Annotated in this window: 22 protein-coding genes and 1 pseudogene; 8 read left to right on the top strand and 15 right to left on the bottom strand. The window is 74.5% G+C overall.

The window, feature by feature from the left end:
* The 3 genes and pseudogenes from IEY96_RS32800 to IEY96_RS21715 all read right to left on the bottom strand — a co-directional run.
* A pseudogene (locus IEY96_RS32800) lies at positions 1 to 320 on the bottom strand (beta-ketoacyl-[acyl-carrier-protein] synthase family protein); the annotation flags it as partial.
* Positions 313 to 558 (bottom strand): hypothetical protein, encoded by a 246-nt coding sequence (locus tag IEY96_RS21710; RefSeq protein WP_091305853.1) that lies wholly within the window; start codon positions 556 to 558, stop codon positions 313 to 315. The gene IEY96_RS21710 and the pseudogene IEY96_RS32800, both read right to left, overlap by 8 nt.
* Positions 558 to 821, bottom strand: a complete 264-nt coding sequence (locus tag IEY96_RS21715) for an acyl carrier protein (protein WP_189196651.1) — start codon at positions 819 to 821, stop codon at positions 558 to 560. Before IEY96_RS21715 ends, IEY96_RS21710 begins: the two co-directional genes overlap by 1 nt.
* Before the next feature lie 17 nt (positions 822 to 838).
* Here IEY96_RS21715 and IEY96_RS21720 point away from each other — a divergent pair, with 17 nt between their 5' ends.
* Positions 839 to 1,558 carry a 4'-phosphopantetheinyl transferase family protein gene (locus IEY96_RS21720; protein ID WP_189196652.1) on the top strand — a complete coding sequence of 240 codons (720 nt, stop codon included), beginning with the start codon at positions 839 to 841 and terminating at the stop codon, positions 1,556 to 1,558.
* Here the strand turns inward: IEY96_RS21720 and IEY96_RS21725 are convergent.
* Together IEY96_RS21725 and IEY96_RS21730 are read right to left on the bottom strand one after the other, a co-directional pair.
* Complete coding sequence (locus IEY96_RS21725) at positions 1,456 to 2,838, bottom strand: class I adenylate-forming enzyme family protein (protein WP_189196653.1); 1,383 nt, start codon at positions 2,836 to 2,838, stop codon at positions 1,456 to 1,458. The genes IEY96_RS21720 and IEY96_RS21725 overlap by 103 nt on opposite strands.
* A 235-nt stretch (positions 2,839 to 3,073) precedes the next feature.
* Positions 3,074 to 3,547 carry a winged helix-turn-helix transcriptional regulator gene (locus tag IEY96_RS21730; protein ID WP_229791774.1) on the bottom strand — a complete coding sequence of 158 codons (474 nt, stop codon included), beginning with the start codon at positions 3,545 to 3,547 and terminating at the stop codon, positions 3,074 to 3,076.
* Between the two features lie 124 nt (positions 3,548 to 3,671).
* Between IEY96_RS21730 and IEY96_RS21735 the strand changes: the two genes are divergently transcribed.
* Positions 3,672 to 4,316: a dihydrofolate reductase family protein gene (locus IEY96_RS21735; RefSeq protein ID WP_189196655.1), complete on the top strand. Its 645-nt coding sequence runs from the start codon at positions 3,672 to 3,674 to the stop codon at positions 4,314 to 4,316.
* A 3-nt stretch (positions 4,317 to 4,319) separates the two neighbouring features.
* On the opposite strand, the gene IEY96_RS21740 is transcribed toward IEY96_RS21735, so the two are convergent.
* The 8 genes from IEY96_RS21740 to IEY96_RS21775 are packed head-to-tail and all read right to left on the bottom strand — an operon-like array spanning position 4,320 to position 12,019.
* Complete coding sequence (locus IEY96_RS21740; RefSeq protein WP_189196656.1) at positions 4,320 to 5,567, bottom strand: beta-ketoacyl synthase N-terminal-like domain-containing protein; 1,248 nt, start codon at positions 5,565 to 5,567, stop codon at positions 4,320 to 4,322.
* Positions 5,564 to 6,832 carry a beta-ketoacyl-[acyl-carrier-protein] synthase family protein gene (locus tag IEY96_RS21745; RefSeq protein ID WP_189196657.1) on the bottom strand — a complete coding sequence of 423 codons (1,269 nt, stop codon included), beginning with the start codon at positions 6,830 to 6,832 and terminating at the stop codon, positions 5,564 to 5,566. Before IEY96_RS21745 ends, IEY96_RS21740 begins: the two co-directional genes overlap by 4 nt.
* The gene (locus IEY96_RS21750) at positions 6,829 to 7,236 is read right to left on the bottom strand and encodes a cupin domain-containing protein (protein WP_189196658.1); all 408 of its coding nucleotides are present in this window, start codon (positions 7,234 to 7,236) and stop codon (positions 6,829 to 6,831) included. The genes IEY96_RS21745 and IEY96_RS21750 overlap by 4 nt, the downstream gene beginning before the upstream one ends.
* Positions 7,233 to 7,943 (bottom strand): SRPBCC family protein, encoded by a 711-nt coding sequence (locus IEY96_RS21755; RefSeq protein WP_189196659.1) that lies wholly within the window; start codon positions 7,941 to 7,943, stop codon positions 7,233 to 7,235. Before IEY96_RS21755 ends, IEY96_RS21750 begins: the two co-directional genes overlap by 4 nt.
* On the bottom strand, positions 7,940 to 9,445 hold the full coding sequence (locus IEY96_RS21760; RefSeq protein WP_189196660.1) for an acetyl-CoA carboxylase biotin carboxylase subunit: 1,506 nt from the start codon (positions 9,443 to 9,445) through the stop codon (positions 7,940 to 7,942). The genes IEY96_RS21755 and IEY96_RS21760 overlap by 4 nt, the downstream gene beginning before the upstream one ends.
* Positions 9,445 to 9,921: an acetyl-CoA carboxylase biotin carboxyl carrier protein gene (accB, locus tag IEY96_RS21765; protein WP_189196661.1), complete on the bottom strand. Its 477-nt coding sequence runs from the start codon at positions 9,919 to 9,921 to the stop codon at positions 9,445 to 9,447. The genes IEY96_RS21760 and accB overlap by 1 nt, the downstream gene beginning before the upstream one ends.
* On the bottom strand, positions 9,918 to 11,660 hold the full coding sequence (locus tag IEY96_RS21770) for an acetyl-CoA carboxylase carboxyltransferase subunit alpha (RefSeq protein ID WP_189196662.1): 1,743 nt from the start codon (positions 11,658 to 11,660) through the stop codon (positions 9,918 to 9,920). The genes accB and IEY96_RS21770 overlap by 4 nt, the downstream gene beginning before the upstream one ends.
* The gene (locus IEY96_RS21775; RefSeq protein ID WP_189196663.1) at positions 11,657 to 12,019 is read right to left on the bottom strand and encodes a TcmI family type II polyketide cyclase; all 363 of its coding nucleotides are present in this window, start codon (positions 12,017 to 12,019) and stop codon (positions 11,657 to 11,659) included. The genes IEY96_RS21770 and IEY96_RS21775 overlap by 4 nt, the downstream gene beginning before the upstream one ends.
* Before the next feature lie 435 nt (positions 12,020 to 12,454).
* On the opposite strand from IEY96_RS21775, the gene IEY96_RS21780 reads away from it, so the two are divergent.
* The 6 genes from IEY96_RS21780 to IEY96_RS21805 all read left to right on the top strand — a co-directional run bounded on the left by IEY96_RS21780 (position 12,455) and on the right by IEY96_RS21805 (position 17,845).
* Positions 12,455 to 13,279: an AfsR/SARP family transcriptional regulator gene (locus tag IEY96_RS21780; protein ID WP_373293620.1), complete on the top strand. Its 825-nt coding sequence runs from the start codon at positions 12,455 to 12,457 to the stop codon at positions 13,277 to 13,279.
* A gap of 133 nt (positions 13,280 to 13,412) precedes the next feature.
* Positions 13,413 to 13,760, top strand: coding sequence for a TcmI family type II polyketide cyclase (locus tag IEY96_RS21785; RefSeq protein WP_189196664.1), 348 nt, complete (start codon positions 13,413 to 13,415; stop codon positions 13,758 to 13,760).
* Between the two features lie 235 nt (positions 13,761 to 13,995).
* Positions 13,996 to 14,928 carry a helix-hairpin-helix domain-containing protein gene (locus IEY96_RS21790; RefSeq protein ID WP_229791776.1) on the top strand — a complete coding sequence of 311 codons (933 nt, stop codon included), beginning with the start codon at positions 13,996 to 13,998 and terminating at the stop codon, positions 14,926 to 14,928.
* Between the two features lie 214 nt (positions 14,929 to 15,142).
* Complete coding sequence (locus IEY96_RS21795) at positions 15,143 to 16,345, top strand: low temperature requirement protein A (RefSeq protein WP_189196665.1); 1,203 nt, start codon at positions 15,143 to 15,145, stop codon at positions 16,343 to 16,345.
* 118 nt (positions 16,346 to 16,463) lie between these two features.
* On the top strand, positions 16,464 to 16,670 hold the full coding sequence (locus IEY96_RS21800; protein ID WP_189196666.1) for a hypothetical protein: 207 nt from the start codon (positions 16,464 to 16,466) through the stop codon (positions 16,668 to 16,670).
* 215 nt (positions 16,671 to 16,885) lie between these two features.
* Positions 16,886 to 17,845 (top strand): TIGR03557 family F420-dependent LLM class oxidoreductase, encoded by a 960-nt coding sequence (locus IEY96_RS21805; RefSeq protein ID WP_189196667.1) that lies wholly within the window; start codon positions 16,886 to 16,888, stop codon positions 17,843 to 17,845.
* 100 nt (positions 17,846 to 17,945) lie between these two features.
* Here IEY96_RS21805 and IEY96_RS21810 read toward each other — a convergent pair whose 3' ends face one another.
* Together IEY96_RS21810 and IEY96_RS21815 are read right to left on the bottom strand one after the other, a co-directional pair.
* Positions 17,946 to 20,048: an APC family permease gene (locus IEY96_RS21810; RefSeq protein ID WP_189196668.1), complete on the bottom strand. Its 2,103-nt coding sequence runs from the start codon at positions 20,046 to 20,048 to the stop codon at positions 17,946 to 17,948.
* A gap of 82 nt (positions 20,049 to 20,130) precedes the next feature.
* On the bottom strand, positions 20,131 to 20,532 hold the full coding sequence (locus tag IEY96_RS21815) for a hypothetical protein (protein WP_189196669.1): 402 nt from the start codon (positions 20,530 to 20,532) through the stop codon (positions 20,131 to 20,133).
* Positions 20,533 to 20,564 lie beyond the last annotated feature (32 nt).

Raw genomic sequence — 20,564 nt, forward strand, 5'->3', positions numbered from 1 at the left:
CCCGCCGGCGCGCCGGGCACCGGCAGCGAGGGCGGGCCGCCGTGGGTGGCCAGGAACAGCGCGGCGCCGGCCCGGTGCGTCCGGTCCAGGCCGGCCGCCCGGCACGCGCGGTCGACGGCGTCGGCCAGTTCGCCGGCGAGGGTGCCGACCTCCGGCAGGGTGGCCGCCACGGTGACCCGGCGGCCGGTGGTGTCGAAGCGGCGCACCGGCGTGAACGCCGGGGCGCCGGCGAGCACCCCGGCGAGCAGCGCGTCGGCGCCCCTGCCCAGGGCGCTGATCGCGTGGATGCCGGTGATCCGTACGGGCTCCCGCTCAGCCATCTGCGGGGGCGGTCAGCGAGGTGTGGAACACCGCCAGCGCGTCGTCGACGGTGCGGATGCCGGCGAGCTGGTCGTCGGTCAGGTCCAGCCGGCGGTCGTAGCGTTGCTCGACGAGGTGCACCAGCCAGGCCAGCTCCATCGAGCCGATCCGGTCGGGCACCTGGTCGACGGGTTTCGCGGTCAGTTCGGCGAGCATGCTCACCAGGTCAGCTCGCCCCAGGTCGGGCTGACCGGTCATCAGGAGTGGTCGCTGTTCGCGGTCACCCGGTCGGCGACCATCGTGGTGAACTCGCCGACCGTCATCAGGGCCAGCTTCTCCGACTCGTCGTCGTCGAACTTCAGGCCGTACCGGTCCTCGACGCGGACGGCGAGGTCGGCCAGGGCCAGAGACTCGAGGTCGACGCCGGAGGGGCCGAGGGTGGTGTCGTCGTCGATGTCCTCGACGTCGTAGTTCATGTCGGCGAGCTGCTCGATGACGAAGGTGCGGACCTCGTCTCGCATGGCGTTAACCTCTTTCCGTGAACCAGCTACCGGTGCCCGGTCGGGACACCGTGTACGTGTGGATTGGCCGCACCGCCGGCGACCAGCGGGAGCTGGCGCGGCGGCTGCTCAGGCGCGCGGGTGGCGCGTTGCTCGGCCGGCCCGGAGCGGAGATCGGGGTGGGACGGGCGCCCGGCGGACGCCCGGAGGTGTACGCCGACGACGGGCGGACGTTGCCGGTCAGCGTCAGCCACGTCGACGGGGTGGTCGTGGTGGCCGCCCGGGCGGGCGGACCGGTCGGGGTGGACGTGGAGCGGCGGCGACGGCTGCCCGCCACCGCGCTGGCCCGGCGCTGGTACGACCCGGACGAGGCGGCCTGGCTGGCCACCGGGGACGAGGCCGGCCGGGAGCTGGACTTCCTGCGCCTGTGGACGGCCAAGGAGGCGGTCGGCAAGGCGCTCGGCACGGGGCTGCGCGACGGCGGCCTGCGCCGCCGGATGCCCCCGCCGGACGGCGGCGGCGAACTGCTGCGCCCGGTCCCCGGCTGTCCGGGGGTACGGGTCGGCCATCCGGCCGGCGGGGCGGGCCTGGTGCTCGCCGTCGCGGTGGCCGGGGCGGCCGGGCCGGTCGAGGTCGTCCTCGAACAGCGGGCCGGTCATGACGCCGCGTCCCGCAGCGCGGTCGCGGAGCGGACCAGCTTGCCGGTGGTGGTGCGGGGCAACTGGTCGAGCAGGTGCAGGGTGCGGGGGCGCTTGTAGCCGGCGAGGCGCTCCACGAGCAGCTTGTCCAGGGTGTCCTCGGAGAGCGAGCCGTCGGTCTGCACGTACGCGGTGATCCCGTCGTCCCAGACCACCACGGCGGCGGTCACCCCGGGCAGCCCGGCGACGGTGGCCTCCACCTCGGTCAGGTCGACCTTCATGCCGCCCACCGAGACCTGCGAGTCGAGCCGCCCCTTGATGGTGACCAGCCCGGTGCCCGGGTCGACCACGCCGGCGTCGCGGGTGTGCAGCCAGCCGTCGGCCCAGCGGGTCGGGTCGGCGAGCCCGACGTAGGGGTTGGCCGGGCAGCTGACCCAGAGCTCGCCGCCGGACTCGCGGACCCGGATCCCGGGGGCGAGGGCGATGGCGGGCCGGTGCGCGCCGTACAGGTCGGTGCCGATGACGCCGACCTCGGTCATCCCGTACATGTTGCCCAGCGGGACGCCGTAGCGGTCGGTGAAGGCGCGGGCGACGGCGGCCGGGACCAACTCGCCGCCGGTGGTCATCCGCTTGAGCTGAGGCAGCGGCCGGGACGGCACCGTGGAGGCGAGCAGGCCGATGTGGAACGGCACGCCGAGCACGGTGGCCGGGCTGTCCTGGGCGGCGACGGCGGCAAGGATCGCGTCGCCGCTGAGCCGCTCCGGCGGGCACAGCTCGACACCGGCGTGCAGGCCGTAGAGCAGCCCGCCGACCAGGCCGAGCACGTGGACCATGGAGGGCAGCAGGATGATCCGCTCGCCGGGCAGCGCCACCCCGTCGATCTCCGTGTAGCGGCGCACCTCGCCGACCAGGTCCTCGGCGGTCCGGCCGATCACCTTGGACGGTCCGGTGGAGCCGGAGCTGAGCTGGATCACGGCGTGCGGGCTGCCGGCCGGCCGGTCCGAGTACGACGTGACGCCCGCGGTGACGTCCACGAAGATCCGCAGGGCCCCGCCGCCGGTCCGCACCGGGGCCACCACCACCTGCGGGCCGAGCCGGCGCAGCGCCCGGTCGACCTCGTGGTCGGTGAGCCGGTGGTCCAGCAGGATCGCCTGGGCGCCGGTGCGCCACGTGGCCAGCAGGTTCACCACGTAGGCCAGCGACGGGGGCAGCCGCAGCGCGGCGGCGCCGCCGGGGCGCAGGCCGGCCTCGGCCAGCCGGGTCTGGGCCTCGCCGACCAGGCGGCGGAGAGTGCCCTTGTCGACCGGCTCCGGCAGGCGGAGACAAACGTCGGCGGGACGGCCGGTGAACAGAAGGTCGTCGACCCAACTATCCACTGTCGACGCAGAATCTTCCGCCATAGGATGTGCTGTCACGACCGCCCACCGCCCAGCCTCGAAGTGGGCGAAATCCGCCCAACAGGTGCGTTCTCCGGGGTGCTGACGGAACAGTACGACAGCCGTTCCATGCATTGCTACATGCAAATGGCTAGATCAATAGAAGCGGCTGGGCGGATTGCTCAGGCTCGATCGGACAGGCAGTATCGGCCCCACGCCGGCTCGGTAGCTCGCCGGCCGCCGGATGCTGCCCGGCGGCCTATCCCGCTGCCGCCCGTCCGCGGCCGGCGGCTGCCCGGTGATAGGCGGCGGTCAGGTCCGCCAGCACTCCATCCGCGGGTGTCGGCGCTCCGGCCAGGTGAGTGGCGCGGAGTTCGGCCATGAACCGCTCCCACAGCGGGGGGCCGCCCGCGGCCAGCAGCTCGGCTCGCACGGTCAGCTCCGGCGTCGTTTCCAGCCAGCGGGCGCCCCACGCCCCGAGCTGGGCCAGCACCGGAACGAGCTGGATCGCCGCCTCGGTCAGGTGGTATTCGACCTTCTGGCGGTGGCTCGGGTCGTCGTCGCGGGTGAGCAGGCCCGCCGCGACGAGCTTCGCGAGGCGGCTGGCGAGGATGTTCGACGCGATGCCCTCGGTGGACGCGGCGAGCAGCTCGCGGTAGTGGGTCTTGCCGCTGAACATGATGTCGCGCAGGACGATCAGGCTCCACCGGTCACCGAGGAGCTCGACGGTCATGTTGATCGGACAGCCCGACCTGCCCGGGGACACCGGGAGCCGGTCATGTGCAACTGGTTGCGCCATGGGACCAGTCTAGGTAGCCTGCTAACCGCTTGCAATTTGCAACCAGAAGGGGTCGCTCGTGGCACAGCTGGTCCGTGTACACAACTTCAACGTCTCCAGCGACGGATACGGTTCCGGGGAGGGGCAGAGCCTGGAGCGCCCGTTCGGCCACGCCGATCCGGCCGCGCTCTTCTCCTGGTCCGGCGCCACCGCGCACGCCCCCACCCGGACCGAGCCCGGGGGCACCTACGGCCTCGACGACTACTGCACGCGCGACTTCCGGAACAACATCGGCGCCGAGATCATGGGGCGCAACAAGTTCGGTCCGCAGCGGGGACCGTGGGAGAACCTCGACTGGCAGGGATGGTGGGGCGACGAACCCCCGTTCCACACGCCGGTGTTCGTCCTCACCCACCACGAGCGGCCCTCGATCACCCGGGGGGAAACCACGTTCCACTTCCTCGACGCGTCCCCGAAGGACGCGCTGGCGCGGGCGTTCGCCGCCGCCGAGGGCAAGGACGTGCGCATCGGCGGTGGCGTCGCCACGGTCCGGGAGTTTCTCGACGCCGACCTCGTCGACACGATGCACGTCGCCGTCGCACCCGTCGAGCTGGGTCGCGGCGAGAGGTTGTGGGCGAGTCCCGACGAACTCCTCGACCGTTTCCATCTGGAGCGGATCCCCAGCCCGAGCGGAGTGGTGCACCACTTCTTCTGGCGACGGTGACCACTAGTTCCCGGGGGGCGGGGGCGGGGCCGCGCCGCGCAGGACCACCGCGCTGTTGAAGCCGTCGAAGCCGCGCGCCCCGACCAGGGCGATACGGCTGCGCGGCGGGCGTGGCCGGCGCAGGAAGGTCAGCTCGCAGCCGGGCGCCGGCTGCTCCGGACCGGCCGAGGCGGGCAGCAGGCCGTGGTGGAAGGCGAGCAGCGCGGTGGCCGCGTCCAGCGCCGAACCGCCCTGGTGGGCCCGGCCGGTCAGCGGCTTCTGGGTGGTCACCGGCGGGGTCGTGGCGCCGAAGACCGTGCGCAGGGCGGCCGCCTCGGCCCGGTCGTACGCGGGCACGCCGAGCGCGTCCGGCCAGATGACGTCCACGTCGTGCGGGCGGACCGCGGCCCGGTCCAGGGCCAGCCGCAGCGCCCGGGCGTAGTGGGTCGGGTCGGGACCGGCCTCGGGGTCGGTCGGGGCGGCGTCGTGGGTGGCCGCCCAGCCGGTGATCTCCCCGTAGATCCGGGCGCCCCGGGACAGCGCGTGCCCCAGCTCCTCCACCACGAAGACGGCGCCGCCCTCGGCCGGCACGTACCCGCCGGCGGCGGCGTCGAACGGCCGGTACGCCAACTCCGGGTCGGCCACGTCGCTGAGCAGCCCGGAGCGGAGCTGGCAGGCCAGCGCGTACGGGCTGAGCGGGCACTCGGTCGCCCCGGCCACCACGAGCGGGGTGCCCCGGCGGATGGTCCGCACCGCGTGAGCGAGGCTGTCCAGCCCGCCGGCCGACTCCGAGACGGTCACCCCGCAGGGTCCCTTGAGCTGGTGCCGGATGGAGAGCTGCCCGACGCTGGCCGCGTAGAACCAGGCGATCGACTGGTACGCCCCGACGGTCCGCGTCGGGCCGCCCCAGAGCCGTTGCAGCTCCCGCTGCCCGAACAGGTTCCCGCCCGACGAGCTGGCCAGGGTGACCGCCCACTGGTACGGGTCGGGGGCCTCCTCGGGCAGGCCCGCGTCGGCCAGCGCCAGCCGGGTGGCGGCGAAGCCGAGGTGCGTCCACCGGTCGGTCTGCACCCGCTGCCGGGTGTCGGTGAACCCGGCCGGGTCGAAGTCGGGCACCTCCCCGGCGATCCGGGTCGGGTAGCCGGCCGGGTCGAACAGGGTGATCGGCCCGGTGCGCCGGGTGCCGGCGAGCACCGCCTCCCAGTGCGCGTCGGCGCCGACGCCGGTCGGCGCGACCACGCCGATCCCGGTCACCACGGCCCGCGCGGTCACGGGTGGACCGCCATCCGGCGGAAGATCATCGCGGACTGGAAGCCGCCGAACCCGCTGCCCACCGACAACGCCACGTCCACCGGCACCTCCCGGGCCTCGTTGGGCACGTAGTCCAGATCGCACTCGGGGTCCCGGGTTGCCCAGTTGGCGGTGGGCGGGACCACGCCGTACTCGATGGCCAGCGCGCAGGCGGCCATCTCGATCGAGCCGATCGCGCCGAGCGAGTGCCCGACCATCGACTTGATCGAGCTGACCGGCACCCGGTACGCCGCCGGACCGAGCGCCCGCTTGAACGCGGCGGTCTCGTGCCGGTCGTTCTGCCGGGTGCCGGAGCCGTGCGCGCTGACGTACGACACGGCGGACGGGGCGAGCCGGGCCTGGCGCAGCGCGTCGCTGATCGCCACGGCCATCTCCGCGCCGTCGGGACGCAGCCCGGTCATGTGGAACCCGTTGCTGCGGCTGGCGTAGCCGGCCACCTCGCAGTAGACGTGCGCGCCCCGGCGGCGGGCGTGCTCGGCCTCCTCCAGCACCAGCACGGCCGCGCCCTCGGCCAGCACGAAGCCGTGCCGGTCGGCGTCGAACGGCCGGGAGGCGTGCTCCGGGTCGTCGTTGTCCGGGCTGGTGGCCCCGATGGCGTCGAACGAGGCGACGGTGACCGGGGAGATCGGCGAGTCCGCGGCCCCGGCCAGCACGATGTCGGCCTCGCCGTCGGCGACGAGCTGGTGGGCGTAGCCGATGGCGTCGATGCCGGAGGTGCAGCCGGTGGAGACCACCTGCGCCGGGCCGTGCAGGCCGTGCCGGCAGGCCACGTCGGCGGCCAGGCTGCTGGGGATCAGCGCCTGGTACAGGTACGGCCCGCCGAGGGTGTGGTCGACCAGCCAGCGCCGGCCGGAGTCGCTGACCCGGACGTACTCCTGCTCCAGCGCCATCGTGCCGCCGACCGCGGTGCCGAGCACCACGCCGGCGCGTTCCCGCTCGGCGTCGGAGAGGGTCAGGCCGCTGTCGGCGAGCGCCTCGGCGGAGCAGGCGAGGGCGAACTGCACGTACCGGTCGGCGCGCAGCCGCTCGGCGAGGGTGATGCCGGCGGCGTCCGGGTCGAAGTCGCACTCGGCGGCGATCTGCGAGCGGAACGGCGACGGGTCGAAGAAGCTGATCCGCCGGGTGGCGGTGCGCCCCTCGGTGATGGTCTTCCAGAAGCGGTCCCGGGTGGCGCCGCCGGGGGCGACGACGCCGACGCCGGTGACCACGGTGCGCCGGCCGGTCACGACGGTTTCCGGGGTGGTGGGGCGCCCTCGGTGTCGACGTGGCCGAGTTCCGGGCGGGGGGCGAGCGGCCCGAGGTGGAAGACCACCTCGGCCGGCTCGTCGCCGGTGTTGCGCAGCCGGTGGCGCACGTGCCGGGGCACGAACAGCGCCTCCCCCGCCGCGAGCGGCACGGGCCGGTCGTCCAGGTCGACGGTGATCGCGCCCCGGGCGACGTAGAGGAACTCCTCGCTGTAGGGGTGGTAGTGCTCGGCGATTCGGTCCCCCGGCGCCAGCGTGGCCACCCCCATGAAGCCCGAGGTGCTGCCGACGGTCTTCGGGCCGAGCAGCACCCGCAGCTCGCCGCCGCGCCGCCGGTCGGCGGTGACGTCGTGGACGGAGATCCGGGCCGTACCGGTGTCGGTCATCGCGCGCCTCCCGCGTACGCCCGCTCGATCTTCTCCTTGATGACGGCGAGCTGGACCTTGCTGTTGGTGTTGATGCGCTCGGTCATGCCGGCGTTGTCGACCGGCGCGGTGGGCTTCATGGCGAAGTCCTGCACCCAGGTCATCCGCGTGCCGCCGGGGATCTCGTCGTAGCGCCAGTGGATGCGCATGTACTCGAACGGGCCGGTCTCCACCCGCCGGGCGTGCACCTCGCGGGTGGCCGGGTCGGCGGTGCGTTCGCTGACCCAGCTCCACGACGTGCCGTTCTCGTCGGGGTGCATGGTGAGCCGGAACCGCACCGTGTCGCCTTCGCGGTGCAGGATCTCGACCACCGCGTACTCGGTGAACAGCTCGGTCCACCGGGCCACGTCGTTGGTGATCTCCCAGACCAGCGGCAGCGGAGCGGCGATGTCGACCTCGTTCTCGGTGTGCCCGGGCGGCGGGTCGCCGCGGCGGGCCACCAGGTCGGCGACGCCGGCGATGCTGAGCTGCCCGGCCTGCTCGGGGATCTTCACCCGCCACCGGTCGGCCACGACCGCGGAGAGTTCGAGCAGCGCCAGCGAGTCCATGCCCAGCTCCTCGAGGCTGGCGGCCGGGGTGCGGGCGGCGGCGTCGGCGTCCAGGCCGCAGTGGGTCACCAGGATGTCGGTGATCTCCTTGGCGAGCGGGCGGTCGGGGGCGACGGTCATGGGTTCCTCCAGGCGGTCGGGCCGGCGGCGGGCACGGCGGTGACGGGGGTACGGCCGGCCGGGTCGGCGTCGGCTCGGATGTCGGGCACGGTCCGGTCGGCGTCCGCGCCGCCGTCGCGCGGCGGGGCGGCGACCGGCACGGCAACGGCGGCGGGCGGGTTGAGCAGGCGGTCGACCAGGCCGGTGGTGTGCCGTCCGGCGCGGAAGGCGGCGTCGCGCAGGACCCGCCGGGCGAACGGGATGGTGGTGCGCACCCCCGGCCCCGCGATCTCGAACTCGGCGAGCGCCCGGTCGAGCCGGTCCAGCGCGCCGTCCCGGTCCGGCGCCCAGACCGCCACCTTGGCCAGGAGGGAGTCGTAGTGCGGGCTGACCAGGTAGCCGACGTGGCCGTGGGTGTCGACCCGGGTGAACGGGCCGCCGGGCGGACGGAAGTGGTCCAGCCGGCCGGGGGCGGGGGCGAAGTCGCGGTCCGGGTCCTCCACGTTGACCCGGCACTCGACCGCCACCCCGCGCAGCCGGACGTCCTCCTGCCGCCAGCGCAGCGGCGTGCCGGCGGCCACGTGCAGCTGTTCGTGGACCAGGTCGATGCCGGTGACCATCTCGGTCACCGGGTGTTCCACCTGGATCCGGCAGTTGATCTCCAGGAAGTGGCAGCGCTCCGCCTCGTCCACCAGGAACTCGACGGTGCCGGCGCCGGTGAAGCCGACCGACAGGGCGCCGCGCAGCGCGGTCTCCGCGAGGGTGTCCAGGGTGGCCGGTCGCAGCGCCGGGGCGGGGGCCTCCTCGATCAGCTTCTGGTGCCGGCGCTGCACCGAGCAGTCCCGGGTGCCCAGGTGGATGCCGTTGCCGTGGCCGTCGCAGAGCACCTGCACCTCGACGTGCCGGGCGTCGGCCAGGTACCGCTCGACGTAGACCCGGTCGTCGCCGAAGGCGACCTGGGCGGCGGCGCGGGTACGGGCGTACGCGCGGGGCAGCTCGGCGGCCGAGCGGACCACCGTCATCCCCCGCCCGCCCCCGCCGGCGGCCGCCTTGACGATCACCGGGTAGCCGACCTCGGCGGCCACGTCGAGGGCGTCGGCGGCGGTCGGCAGGGTGCGCACGCTGCCCGGCGGCAGCGGCAGGCCGGCGCGGCTCATGAGCGCCCGCGCGGTGGACTTGTCGGCGAGGGCGGCCATCACCTGCGGCGGCGGGCCGACGAAGGTGAGCCCGTTCTCCGCGCAGATCTCGGCGAAGTCGGCGTCCTCGGAGAGGAAGCCGTAGCCGGGGTGCACGGCCTGGGCGCCGGTCTGCCGGGCCGCCTCGACGATCGCCGCGGCGTTCAGGTAGCTCTGCCGGCTGGCCGCCGGTCCGATCCGGACGGTCTCGTCGGCCAGCCGCACCGGCAGCGAGTCGGCGTCGGCGCTGGAGTGCACCACCACCGTCCGGACACCCAGCTCCCGGCAGGCGCGCAGCACGCGCAGCGCGATCTCGCCGCGGTTGGCGATCAGCACCTTGTCGAACATCAGGCGTCCCGTCCGGTGAGCGGTTCCAGGGCGATCAGCGGCTGGTCGTACTCGACGGGCTTGCCGTCCTCCACGAGCACCTCGACGACCCGTCCGGCCTGGCCGGCGGTCACCTCGTTCATCAACTTCATCGCCTCCACGATCCCGATGACCTGGCCGGGCCGGACGACGTCGCCGACCGCCACGAACGGGGCGGCGCCGGGTTCGGGGGACCGGTAGAAGGTGCCCACCACGGGCGCCCGCACCACCGGCCGGTCCGTCGCGGCCACCCCCTGGACCTGCGGCGCGGGCACAGGTTCCGCCTCGGCACGCGGCGCGGGCGCCGGCCGGGCCGGGCCGTGCCATTCCACCTCCAGCACGGTCTCGCCGCTGCGCAGCCGTACCCGGCGGACCGGGCCGGCCAGCTCGGCGACCAGCTTGCGGGCGTGCCGGCTCAGCCCGTCCAGCACTTCCTCGGGCCCGGTGTCCGCACTCATCGCCCCACCTCCGTCCGCGCGCCGTTCCGGATCGCGTCGCGCTGCGCGTTCACGTCCGCGGCCCGGGCCGCGCCGAAGCGGCGGAACCGCTGCCGGCGGCGGCGGACCAGGGTGGCCGGCGGGACGGCGAGCAGCGGGGCGAGGTTCGCCGTCACGGCCCGGCCCAGCAGCTCGGCCGCGCCGGCGGGGTCGCCGTGTGCGGCGGGGCACGGCTCGGGCACCACCTCGTCGACCACCCCGAGCCGGCACAGGTCGGCGGCGGTGAGCCGGAGCGCCCGGGCGGCCTGCGGGGCGGCCGAGCTGTCCGGCCAGAGGATCGCGGCGCAGCCCTCGGGGCTGATCACCGAGTAGACGGCGTGCTCCAGCATCAGCACCCGGTCGGCGACCGCGAGGGCGAGCGCGCCGCCGCTGCCGCCCTCGCCGGTGACCACCGCAACGACCGGCGTGGGCAGGACGCTCAGCGCGAGGATGTTCTCCGCGATCGCGGCGGCCTGGCCCTGCTGCTCGGCGTCCACGCCCGGGTCGGCGCCCGGGGTGTCCACGAGGGTCACCACCGGAAGGCGAAGCCGGGCGGCGAGGCGCATCAGCCGCAGCGCCTTGCGGTGCCCGGCCGGGCTGGCCATGCCGAAGTTGCGGGCCACCAGCTCCGCCGTGGTGTGTCCCTTCTGGTGGCCGATCACCATGACCGGCCGGCCGTCCAGCCGGGCCACCCCGCCGACGATCGCGGGACAGTCCGCGCCGAGCCGGTCGCCGTGCAGCTCCACGAAGCCGTCGAAGGCGGTCTCCAGGTAGTCGAGGGTGGTGGGCCGGCCGGGGTGCCGGGCCGTGCGGACCGTCTCCCAGGCGTCGCGGGCCGGGCCGGGCGCGGCGGCGGGCGCGGCGGTCCCGTTGGCCGGTCGCGGCGCCGGCTCCTGCCGGGGTACGGGCACCCGCCGGCCGGCCTCGGCGGCGGCGAGCAGCGCGGTCAGCCGGCCGCGCAGCGCGTGCCGGGGCACCACCACGTCGATCTGGCCGTGCCGGAGGAGGAACTCGGCGGTCTGGAAGCCCTCCGGCAGCGTGGCGCCGGTGACCTGGCGGATCACCCGGGGGCCGGCGAAGCCCAGCCGGGCGCCGCTCTCGGCGAGCACCACGTCGGTGTTGGTGGCGAAGGACGCGGCCACCCCGCCGTACGTCGGGTCGGTGATGACGCTGACCGTCAGCAGCCCCGCCTCGCGCAGTCCGGCGACGGCCTGGCTGACCGTGGCCATCTGCATGAGCGACAGCGCGCCCTCCTGCATCCGCGCCCCGCCGGAGGCGGTGACCAGCACCAGCGGCACGGCGTCGGTCAGCGCCCGCTCGGCGGTCCGGGTGATCAGCTCGCCGACCGCGCAGCCGAGGCTGCCGCCGAGGAAGCGGAAGTCCATGACGGCCAGGGCGACCGGGTGGCCGCCGACCCGGGCGGTGCCGCAGACCACCGCCTCGTCCAGGCCGGTGGCGGTGCGGGCCGCGCCGAGCCGGTGCGGGTACGGCAGCGCGTCGACGAACCCGATCGGGTCGACCCGCACCGCCCGCTCCGGCAACGGGGTGAACGAGTCCGGGTCGACCAGCTGCGCCACCCGGTCCGGCGCGTCGAGCCGGGCGTGCGACCCGCACTCCGGGCAGACGTCGAGGTTGCGCCGCAGGCGTTTGCGGTAGAGCAGCGAGGCGCACCCGTCGCAGCGGGACCAGAGCTGCTCGTCCCGGGGCGCGGTGGTGGTCACGACTGCCGCCCGAGCACGTCGTACGGAGTGGACTGCCGCCCCGGGGCGTCGTACCGGTAGAAGCAGTGGGCCATGGCGTCGCGGGGCGAGCGCCAGGTCGGCAGGTACGGCGAGATGTACGGGCGCAGCCGCTCGCTGACCCGGACGAACTCGGGATGGCCGCGCGCCTCCTCCACCGCCCCCTGGGCCGGCGCCTCCGTCTCCAGGAGATGGACGTAGAGGTCGTGCAGCCGGTAGAGGGAGCGGTGCCGGACGCCGACCAGGCCGGGCAGTTCGGTGGCGTCGGACTCGGCGAAGATCTCGGCGACCCGATCCTCGGCGGTCGGCACCACCTTGGCGACGATGAGCGAGCGGTCCATTGCGCAGCCTCCCCTGAGTGCGTCCCGGTGCGTGGCGACCGGTCTCGCCGGACGACTGGCGACACGGTGCCGCCGGCACCGTCAACGCGGCGTCAACCGGCCACCATCGGCCCGGGAAGTCCGTGACGCTGCGTTGACGCAAGCTGTGCGCCAGCTATGGGAAGATCAACTGCTCCACACGTATAGCGACACTTATTCGCAGTTCACAGGCGGTTCGTCTGACCACTACGGACGGTCAGCAAAGCGACGCGTCGTTGACGCAGAGTAACAAGTGTTGATATCCTCCGTACCGGTCAGCCCCGCCACAGCGGGCTTTCTCCGCCCACGGCGGAGCCGTTCCGACACCGGCGTCGCGGGCAGCCGAGGCGGGCAACAGAGGACGGTCGGGACGAGGGTTCCGGTTCAGGGGGTGCGCCCGTGTCCGTGGGATCGAGAATGCCGACGGCGGGAGATCCCGTCCCACGGGTGTCGCTGCACCTGCTCGGGGGATTCCGGCTGCTCCACGACGACGTCCCGGTGGTGGTCCCCCGGGGCCTGCAACGGGTGATCGCCCTCATCGGGCTGCGCCCGGGCGCCACCCGTAGCCACCTCGCCGGGCTGCTCTGGCCGGAGACCCCCGAGGACCGGGCGCTCTCCTCGCTGCGCACCGCGCTGTGGCGGCTCCGGCAGGACCCCTGCTGCCCGCTGTGCACCGACGGCGACACCGTCCGCCTCGGCCCCACCGTCCAACTCGACGTCGACGAACTCGTCGCCACTGCGGCCCGCGTACGCGACGGCGAGGTGCCCCGCGGGGCCGCCGGCGCCGGCCGGCACGACCTGCTCCCCGGCTGGTACGACGACTGGGTGCTGCTGGAACGCGAGCGGCTGCGCCAGCTCCGGCTGCACATGCTGGAGGAACTCGCCGGCAACCACCTCGCCGCCAACCGGCACGGCGAGGCCCTGGAGGCGGCGCTGGAGGCGATGGCCGCCGAACCGCTGCGCGAGACCCCGCACCGCCTCGTGGTCCGCATCCACCTCGCCGAGGGCAACGCCTTCGAGGCGGTGCACGCCTTCTACGTCTACCGCGACCTGCTGCTGCGCGAGCTGCGCCTGGAGCCGTCCCCGGCGATGTGCGCCCTGCTCGACGAGACCCTCGCCCCGATCCGGCGGGCCACCCGGCAGGCCCCGCAGCGGCGCGCGGACCGGAACAACGCCCCCGGCCGCCCGGCCGGTTCCACGCCGCGCGGCCCCACCGCGCCCACCACGCCGCACCCTCGCTGACCGTCACCACCGCCATCAATGTCCCCGGACAGGCCGTGACGGCCAGGTGACAGCCGGCCCGGCAGGGTGAGCCGCACGGTGACCGACGCCCTCGGCCGGGCTCGGGGCACCACGAGCGGCGAGAGGGGTCCCGATGAGTCGACTATTGGTCGTCAGCCGGATCGTGCCGGGGGCGCAGGGCCGGGTGGCACAGATCTTCGCCGAGTCCGACGCCACCGAACTGCCCCGCCTCACCGGCGTACGGCACCGGTCGCTGTACTACCTGCACGACCTGTGCGTGCACCTCATGGAGACGGTCGCCGTCGACCCGGACCTGGCCGCCGAGGTCCGCGACAACCCGCTGTACCAGCAGGTCAACGAGCGGCTGTCGGCGCACACCTCGCCGTACCTGCCGACCTGGCGGTCCCCCAGGGACGCCGTGGCCGGCTGCTTCTACAGCTGGGACGCGGTCGACCTGCCCGCGCCCCGGCGGATCTGCTGAGCGTCACCGCACCGAAGACCGGGGCGTCCCGGACCCTCGAACGGCACCGGGGTCCGGGGCGCCCCTTCCATGGCCCCCCGCGGCACACGGTCGGTCATCTCGCGACCACCGGCCGGCATCGCCCGGTCCCACCAGCGACGGCAGCCGCCGACCTCCCTGTCGCCCCGCGCGTACGTGTGCGAAGCTGCCCCGGGTTTTCTCGCGATTGTCGTCACGTACATAGGAGGAGGTTGGCATGCCGTCGAGCTTCGGGCAGTGGCTGGTTCTGATCCTGGCCCTGCTGGTGGGCCTGGGCATCGGGTGGGTGGTGAGCGGCCGCCGGAACGCGGCCGGCACCGGTACGCCCACGGTGGAGGGTGCCGCCGCCCCGGCGCCCGAGGTGACCGCCACGGTCGACCAGGAGCGGCCGGAGGCCGTGGTCGACGAGGTGCCGGCGCCCGCCGCGGTGACCGAGCCGGCGGCCCCGGTCGAGCAGGACGCCGCCCCGGCCGCCGCCACGCTGGCCGCCCAGGCGACCACCCTGCCGTCCGCCGAGCCCGCGTCCGCCGAGCCGGTGACCGCCGAGCCGGTGACCGTCGAGCCGGTGGCCGTAGAGGAGCCGGGCCGGTCCGAGCCGGCCCGTCCGGTCGAGCCGGTGGTCGAGGTCGGCGCCGAGCCGGTCGCCGTCGAGGAGAGCGAGCCGGCCCGGACCGCGCCCGAGCCGGTGGCCGCCGACGCGGAGCCGGTCGCGAGCCCGGCCGCCGAGACCGAGCCGGCCGTCGAGCCGGTGACCGAGCCGGCCGAGCCGGTGGCCGTGGAGACCGAGCCGGTGGCCGTGGAGGCCGAGCCGGTGGCCGAGACCGAGCCGGCCACGCCGGTGGCGGTGCCCGCGCCGCGCGCCGCGGTCGAGGACGCCGCTCCGGCCCAGGTGGACGCCGCCGCGCCGGACGACTTCCGGCGGATCCAGGGCATCGGGCCGAAGCTGGCCGCCGCGCTCCAGGCCGCCGGCATCCGCACCTACCAGCAGCTCGCCGAGCTGGACGAGGCGGCGCTGCGGGAGACCGTGAAGGCCGCCGGCCTGCGCGCCGCCCCGGGCCTGGCGACGTGGTCGCAGCAGGCGAAGGTGCTGGCCGGCGCCCGCGCCGAGGCCGAGCGGGTGCTCCCGGTCGGCGCCGGCGAGGACGCCTGATCCGACGCCCGGGCCGGTGGTGACCGACGGTCGCCACCGGCCCGCGCCGTGTCCGGCGACCGTCGAGCCGGGCCGGCCGGTGGGACCGGTCGCGGCGCGACGCCTCGGAGAGCGCGAATAGGGGAAACCCGGCACGGGTCCGCGCCGGCGTCGCTACGGTCGGTGCAGGGCCGGACGGCCCGCCGCGCCGATCCCGCCACCGCAGGAGCACCTCGTGCCCACCGCCACGCCGGAGCAGCCCGCCGGGCGTCGACCCCCGGTGCGCGATCCCGAGGCGCCACGCCGGGTGACCCTGCTGGAGCTCTTCTTCGACCTGGTGTACGTGGTCGCGCTCTCGCTCATCTCGCGGGGCCTGATCACCGAGGTGAGCTGGGAGCGGGCCTTCCAGTCGCTGATCATGCTGATGGCGATGTGGTGGACCTGGGCGATCACCACCCTGGTCACCGACATGTACGACCCGCAACGTCCCGAGATCAAGCTGCTGATCGTCGCGGTCATGTTCGGTGCGCTGCTGATGACCACCGCCATTCCGGAGGCGTTCGGCGCCCGCGGGCTGGTCTTCGCCGGGACCTACGTGGCGATCCATCTCGGACGCGGGCTGTTCCTCATGCCGGCGGTCCGGCACCACCGGCAGACCCAGCGCCGGGCGGCCCGCATCTTCACCTGGTTCGCGATCTCCGCGATCCCCTGGCTCGTCGGCGCCAAGGTGGGCGGCCACGCCCGCGAAACGCTCTGGGCGCTGGCCCTGGGCATCGACTACCTCGGCTTCCGGCTCGCGTACCCGGTGCCCGGCCTCGGCGTGGTGCCGGACGCCCAGCGCAACGTGACCGCCGAGCACCTCTCCGAGCGCTACCAGCAGTTCTTCATCATCGCGCTGGGCGACGCCATCCTGGTCACCGGCACCGTCTTCAGCCTGCACCACTCCGAGACGGAGAACATCGGCGCGTTCGCCATCGCGTTCGCCACCACGCTGCTGCTCTGGCGGATCTACGTACACAAGTCCGGCGAACTGCTGCCGCACGCCATCGCCATGGCGAAACAGCCGGCCCGGTTCCTGAACTCCGCCCCCTACACGCACCTGCTGATGGTGGCCGGGGTGGTGACCAGCGCCGCCGGATTCGACCTCGTGCTGCTCGAACCGACCGGGCACACCCCGCCGGGCTGGCTGGCGGTCCTCCTCGGCGGGCCGGCGCTGTTCCTGGTCGGTCGCGCCGCCTTCGAGTACGAGGTGTTCAGCCGGGTGTCGCTCTCCCGCCCCGGCGGCGTCCTGGCGCTGCTCACCATCGCGCCCGGCGCGGTGTTCCTCGCGCCCGTCTACGCCGCCCTCGGGGCGATGCTGGTGCTGGCCGGGGTGGCCGTCGCCGACCACCTGCGCAGCCGGGGCCGGCCTCCGGAGTCGCCCGCGCCGCCGCACTGAGCCGCCCCGCGATGGTCGGAATCGGCCGCGCCGCCACCGGGGCGCCGTTTGACCGTTCCCCCGCTGTGGGTACATGGCCTCCACCTCGAATCCACCACAACCCCAGTGGAGGCAACCCATGCGCGGCACCTCGATAGTCGGCGTCCTGGTCGTCATCTGGCTCGTCATCGGCGCCATCGCCGCCGGTCAGCGCGGCTACTACGGCAACGACGACACCAACTGCGCCGAGGCGGGCACCATCCTGGTCACCATCGTGGCCGGCCCGCTGAACTACATCGGCGCGAACCCCAAGGTGGACTGCGAGCTTCCCGAGCCGTCCAAGTAGGCCCGGCCCCGCACCACCCCGGCCCGCGCCCGCTCCCCGCGGCGCGGGCCGTTCCGTGCCCGGCGCGTGCCGCGTCACCACCTCTGAGCCGTCCTAGGAGGCTGGGTTCCTCGCCGGGGCGTTCCTGCCCCGCGCCGGGCGCGGTGCGGCGTTTGCCGGGTCGCGGGGCGGGAAGGGCAGCGGTCCAGCCGCGCGGGGGACGGGAGACCAGGGCGATGCAGATCGGCTACAAGCTGGCCTCGGAGGCCTTCGGCCCGCAGGAGCTCATCCGGCAGGCCGTCCGCGCGGAGCAGGCCGGCTTCGACTTCGTCGAGATGAGCGACCACTACCACCCCTGGCTGGAGGTGCAGGGGCACTCCTGCTTCACCTGGAGCGCGCTCGCGGCCATCGCCGCGAAGACCAGCACGCTCGGCCTGGCCACCGGGGTCACCTGCCCCTCGGTCCGGTACCACCCGGCGATCATCGCCCAGGCCGCGGCCACCATGGCGCTGATCTCCGACGGACGGTTCACCCTGGGCGTGGGCGCCGGCGAGCGGCTCAACGAGCACGTGGTCGGGCAGGGCTTCCCGAGCGTCCGCGGCCGGCACGAACGGCTGCGCGAGGCCCTGGAGATCATCCGGCTGCTCTGGCAGGGCGGCTACCAGTCGTACGAGGGCCGCCACCTCCAACTGGAGGACGCCCGGGTCTGGGACCTGCCGGAGACCCCACCCGTGATCGCCGTGGCCGCGAGCGGGCGGTCCTCCGCCGCGACGGCCGCCGAGCTGGGTGACGGGCTGTTCGCCACCGAGCCGAAGTCGTCGATCGTCGCGCACTACCGGGAGGCCGGCGGGCAGGGGCCGCGTTACGCGGAGGTGCCGCTGGCCTGGGCCACGGACGAGGAACAGGCGGTCCGAGCGGCGAGGGAGACCAGCCGGTGGGCGGTCACCGGGTGGAAGGTGATGAGTGAGCTGCCCAACCCGGTGAACTTCGACGCGGCGACGATCTGGGTCGAGGACCAGCACATCCGGCGGCAGTTCTCGGTCGGGCCGGACCCGGCGCCGCACCTGGCGAAGGTGCGGGCGTACGTCGAGGCCGGCTACGACCACATCGTGCTGCAGAACGCCGGCCCGGACCCGGACGGCTTCCTCGACTTCTGCGCGGACGACTTCATCGCCCGGGTGCGCGCGCTCGCCTGATCGGGGCGCCGGTAGCCGGGCGCAGCCCGGTCCGGCGTGGCGGTGGGCGTACCCCCCGGGGGGGGTCGGACCGGGACGGGGCCGGCGCCGGCGGCGGGGCTCAGCCGCCCACGTGGATCCCGGGGCGTCGGGTGGGGTCCGGCTCGGACTTGCGGATGATCTCCCGGACCACCGGCGGGGTGTCGCCACGGCCGAGGATCAGGTAGCGCAGCAGGTGCGCGATCGGGTTCCCCTCGGACCACTCGAAGTGGCAGTGCGGGCGGACCCCGGTGGCGTCGCGCAGCGCCAGCAGGATGGCCGCGATGGCGTTCGGCGCCGCCGGGCTGCTGGCGCGCAGGATCCGGTATCCGCCGACCTCCACCCCGTGCACCCGCAGCACCTCGCTGAACCGCGAGGGGTCGCTGACGTCGATCTCCAGGAAGAGCACGTCGGCCGCGCCGGGCACCGGGTTCATGCCGCGCTGGGCGCGCTCCTTGACCCGGTACTCCTTCAGCGAGCCGCTCTGCCGCTTGTTGGCGATCAGGTGCAGCCGGCCGTCGTGGGCGATCGATTCGGCGACGAACCGCCGCGCGGCGTCGTCGAACTCGATCCGCTCGGTGCGCAGCTCGGTCGTGCGGGACACCCGGGAGATCAGGGAGACGGCGACGATGCCGGCGATGAACAGGCCGGAGATGGTGATCCCGTCGGGCTTCTCGATCACGTTCTCGACGAGCGCGTAGAGCAGCACCAGGGTGAGCACCGCGAAGCCGCCGGCGGCGAACCGGTGCCGCGCCCGGTACGCGGAGATGGTCACCGCGATCGCGCCGGAGACCATCATGGCCAGGATGCCGGTGGCGTACGCGCCGGCCTGGGCGTTGACGTCGGCCCGGAAGGCGACCGTGATGGCGATGCTGATCGCGGTGTAGACCAGCACCACCGGGCGGACCGCCCGCCCCCATTCGGGCGCCATGCCGTAGGTGGGCAGGTAGCGGGGCACGATGTTGATGAGGCCGGCCATCGCCGAGGCGCCGGCGAACCAGAGGATGAAGATGCTGCTGATGTCGTAGACCGTGCCGAACGCCTCGCCCAGGTGCTCGTGGGCCAGGAACGCCAGCGCCCGGCCGCTGGCCGGCCCGCCGGGCGCGAACGCGTCCGCCGGGATCAGCACGGTGGTGACGAACGTGGTGGCGATCAGGTAGACCGACATGATCAGCGCGGCGGTGGTGAGCAGCTTGCGGGTGTTGCCGATCCGGACCGTCAACCGCCGCTCGGCGTCGCCGTCGCCCCCCTTGACCAGCGGCATCATGCTCACCCCGGTCTCGAAGCCGGAGAGGCCCAGCACCAGCAGCGGGAACGCGAGCACGCTGGTGGCCAGCACGTCACCCGCCCCGCCGACCGTGGTCAGCCGGTCGGTCCAACCGGTGAGGATCCCCGGGTCGGCGGCGACCTCGGCCAGGCCGGCGACCACGATCACCGCGTTCAGCGCGAGGAAGACCGCGACCAGGGGGATGGCGACCTGCACCGCCTCGCTGAACCCCAGCAGGAACACTCCGCCGAGGATGAGCAGCAGCACCACGGTCACCAGCACGGCGGCCGTGGTGCCGTGCGGGAAGGACTCGGGCAGGATCGGGTTCTCCAGCAGGTGCACCGTCGCGTCGGCGGCGGAGAGCGTGATCGTGATGATCCACGAGGTGGCCACGAAGCCGAGCAGCACCAGCACGAACAGCTTGCCGCGCCAGAACGGCAGCAGCCGTTCCAGCATCGCCACCGAGCCCTGTCCGTGCGGGCTCTCGCGGGCCACCCGCCGGTACATGGGCAGCATCCCGAACAGGGTCAGCGCCACGATCAGCAGGGTCGCGAGAGGGCTCAGCGCGCCGGCCGCCACCGCCGCGATGCCGGGCAGGTAGGACAGGGTGGAGAAGTAGTCGACGCCGGTCAGGCACATCACCTGCCACCAGGGGTGCGCCCGCGTCTGGTGCTCCCGGGTCTCCGGGCCGACCGGCTGCACCCGGTGCTGGAACAGCCAGCGGCTCAGCCGGCCGGCCGGTTCGGCCGGCCGGACCGGGCTCTCCACGCTCGCCGGCAGCGTCCCCGGCCGGCGGGCGGGGTCGCCGTGCTCCGGATCGCGGGCGGCGCGCAGCGCCCGGTCCGCCGCGGTCGAGTGCGCGTGGTGGCGGCGCCCCCGCGTCCGCCGGGGCTGCGCCCCGTCCCGTCCTTCCGTCATCTGCACCCCTTCAGGCCCTGAACCGACCGTAGGTGGTACCCGGGGCGCGGCCCGGCGGAACCGGGCAAGCGGGGAAAGATGATCAGGGCGGGCCGGTCAGGGCGTCGCGCAACGCCTCCGGGTCGGTCACCGTCACCGTGACGGCCGGGTGGCGCGGCCAGGGGCCGGGGGCGAGCGCCGGCACCGGGGTGGCGAGGCGGACACAGACCCCGGCCGCCACGCTGGTACCGAAGGTGACCCCGCCGTCGGCCAGGGACAGGTGCGGGCCGACGGCCCGCCACCAGCGGTACGGGCCGCCCAGCTCGACCCCCGCGACGTTGTCCCGGGCGGTGCGCAGCCGCCAGGGGCCGAACCGCACGGTCAGCTCGTCCTGGCCCAGTTCGACGCGGGCGGTCTCCGGCCGCACCCCGAGCAGGGCCAGCGGCAGCCGGAACGCCGGGTCGAACCGGAAGGCGAAGCGGCGGACCGGGTCGGTGTGCGGCATGGCGGCCGGGTACCCGGCAGTGCCGGACCGAC

The sequence above is a fragment of the Micromonospora fulviviridis genome (assembly GCF_014648395.1).
GTDB lineage: Bacteria > Actinomycetota > Actinomycetes > Mycobacteriales > Micromonosporaceae > Micromonospora > Micromonospora fulviviridis.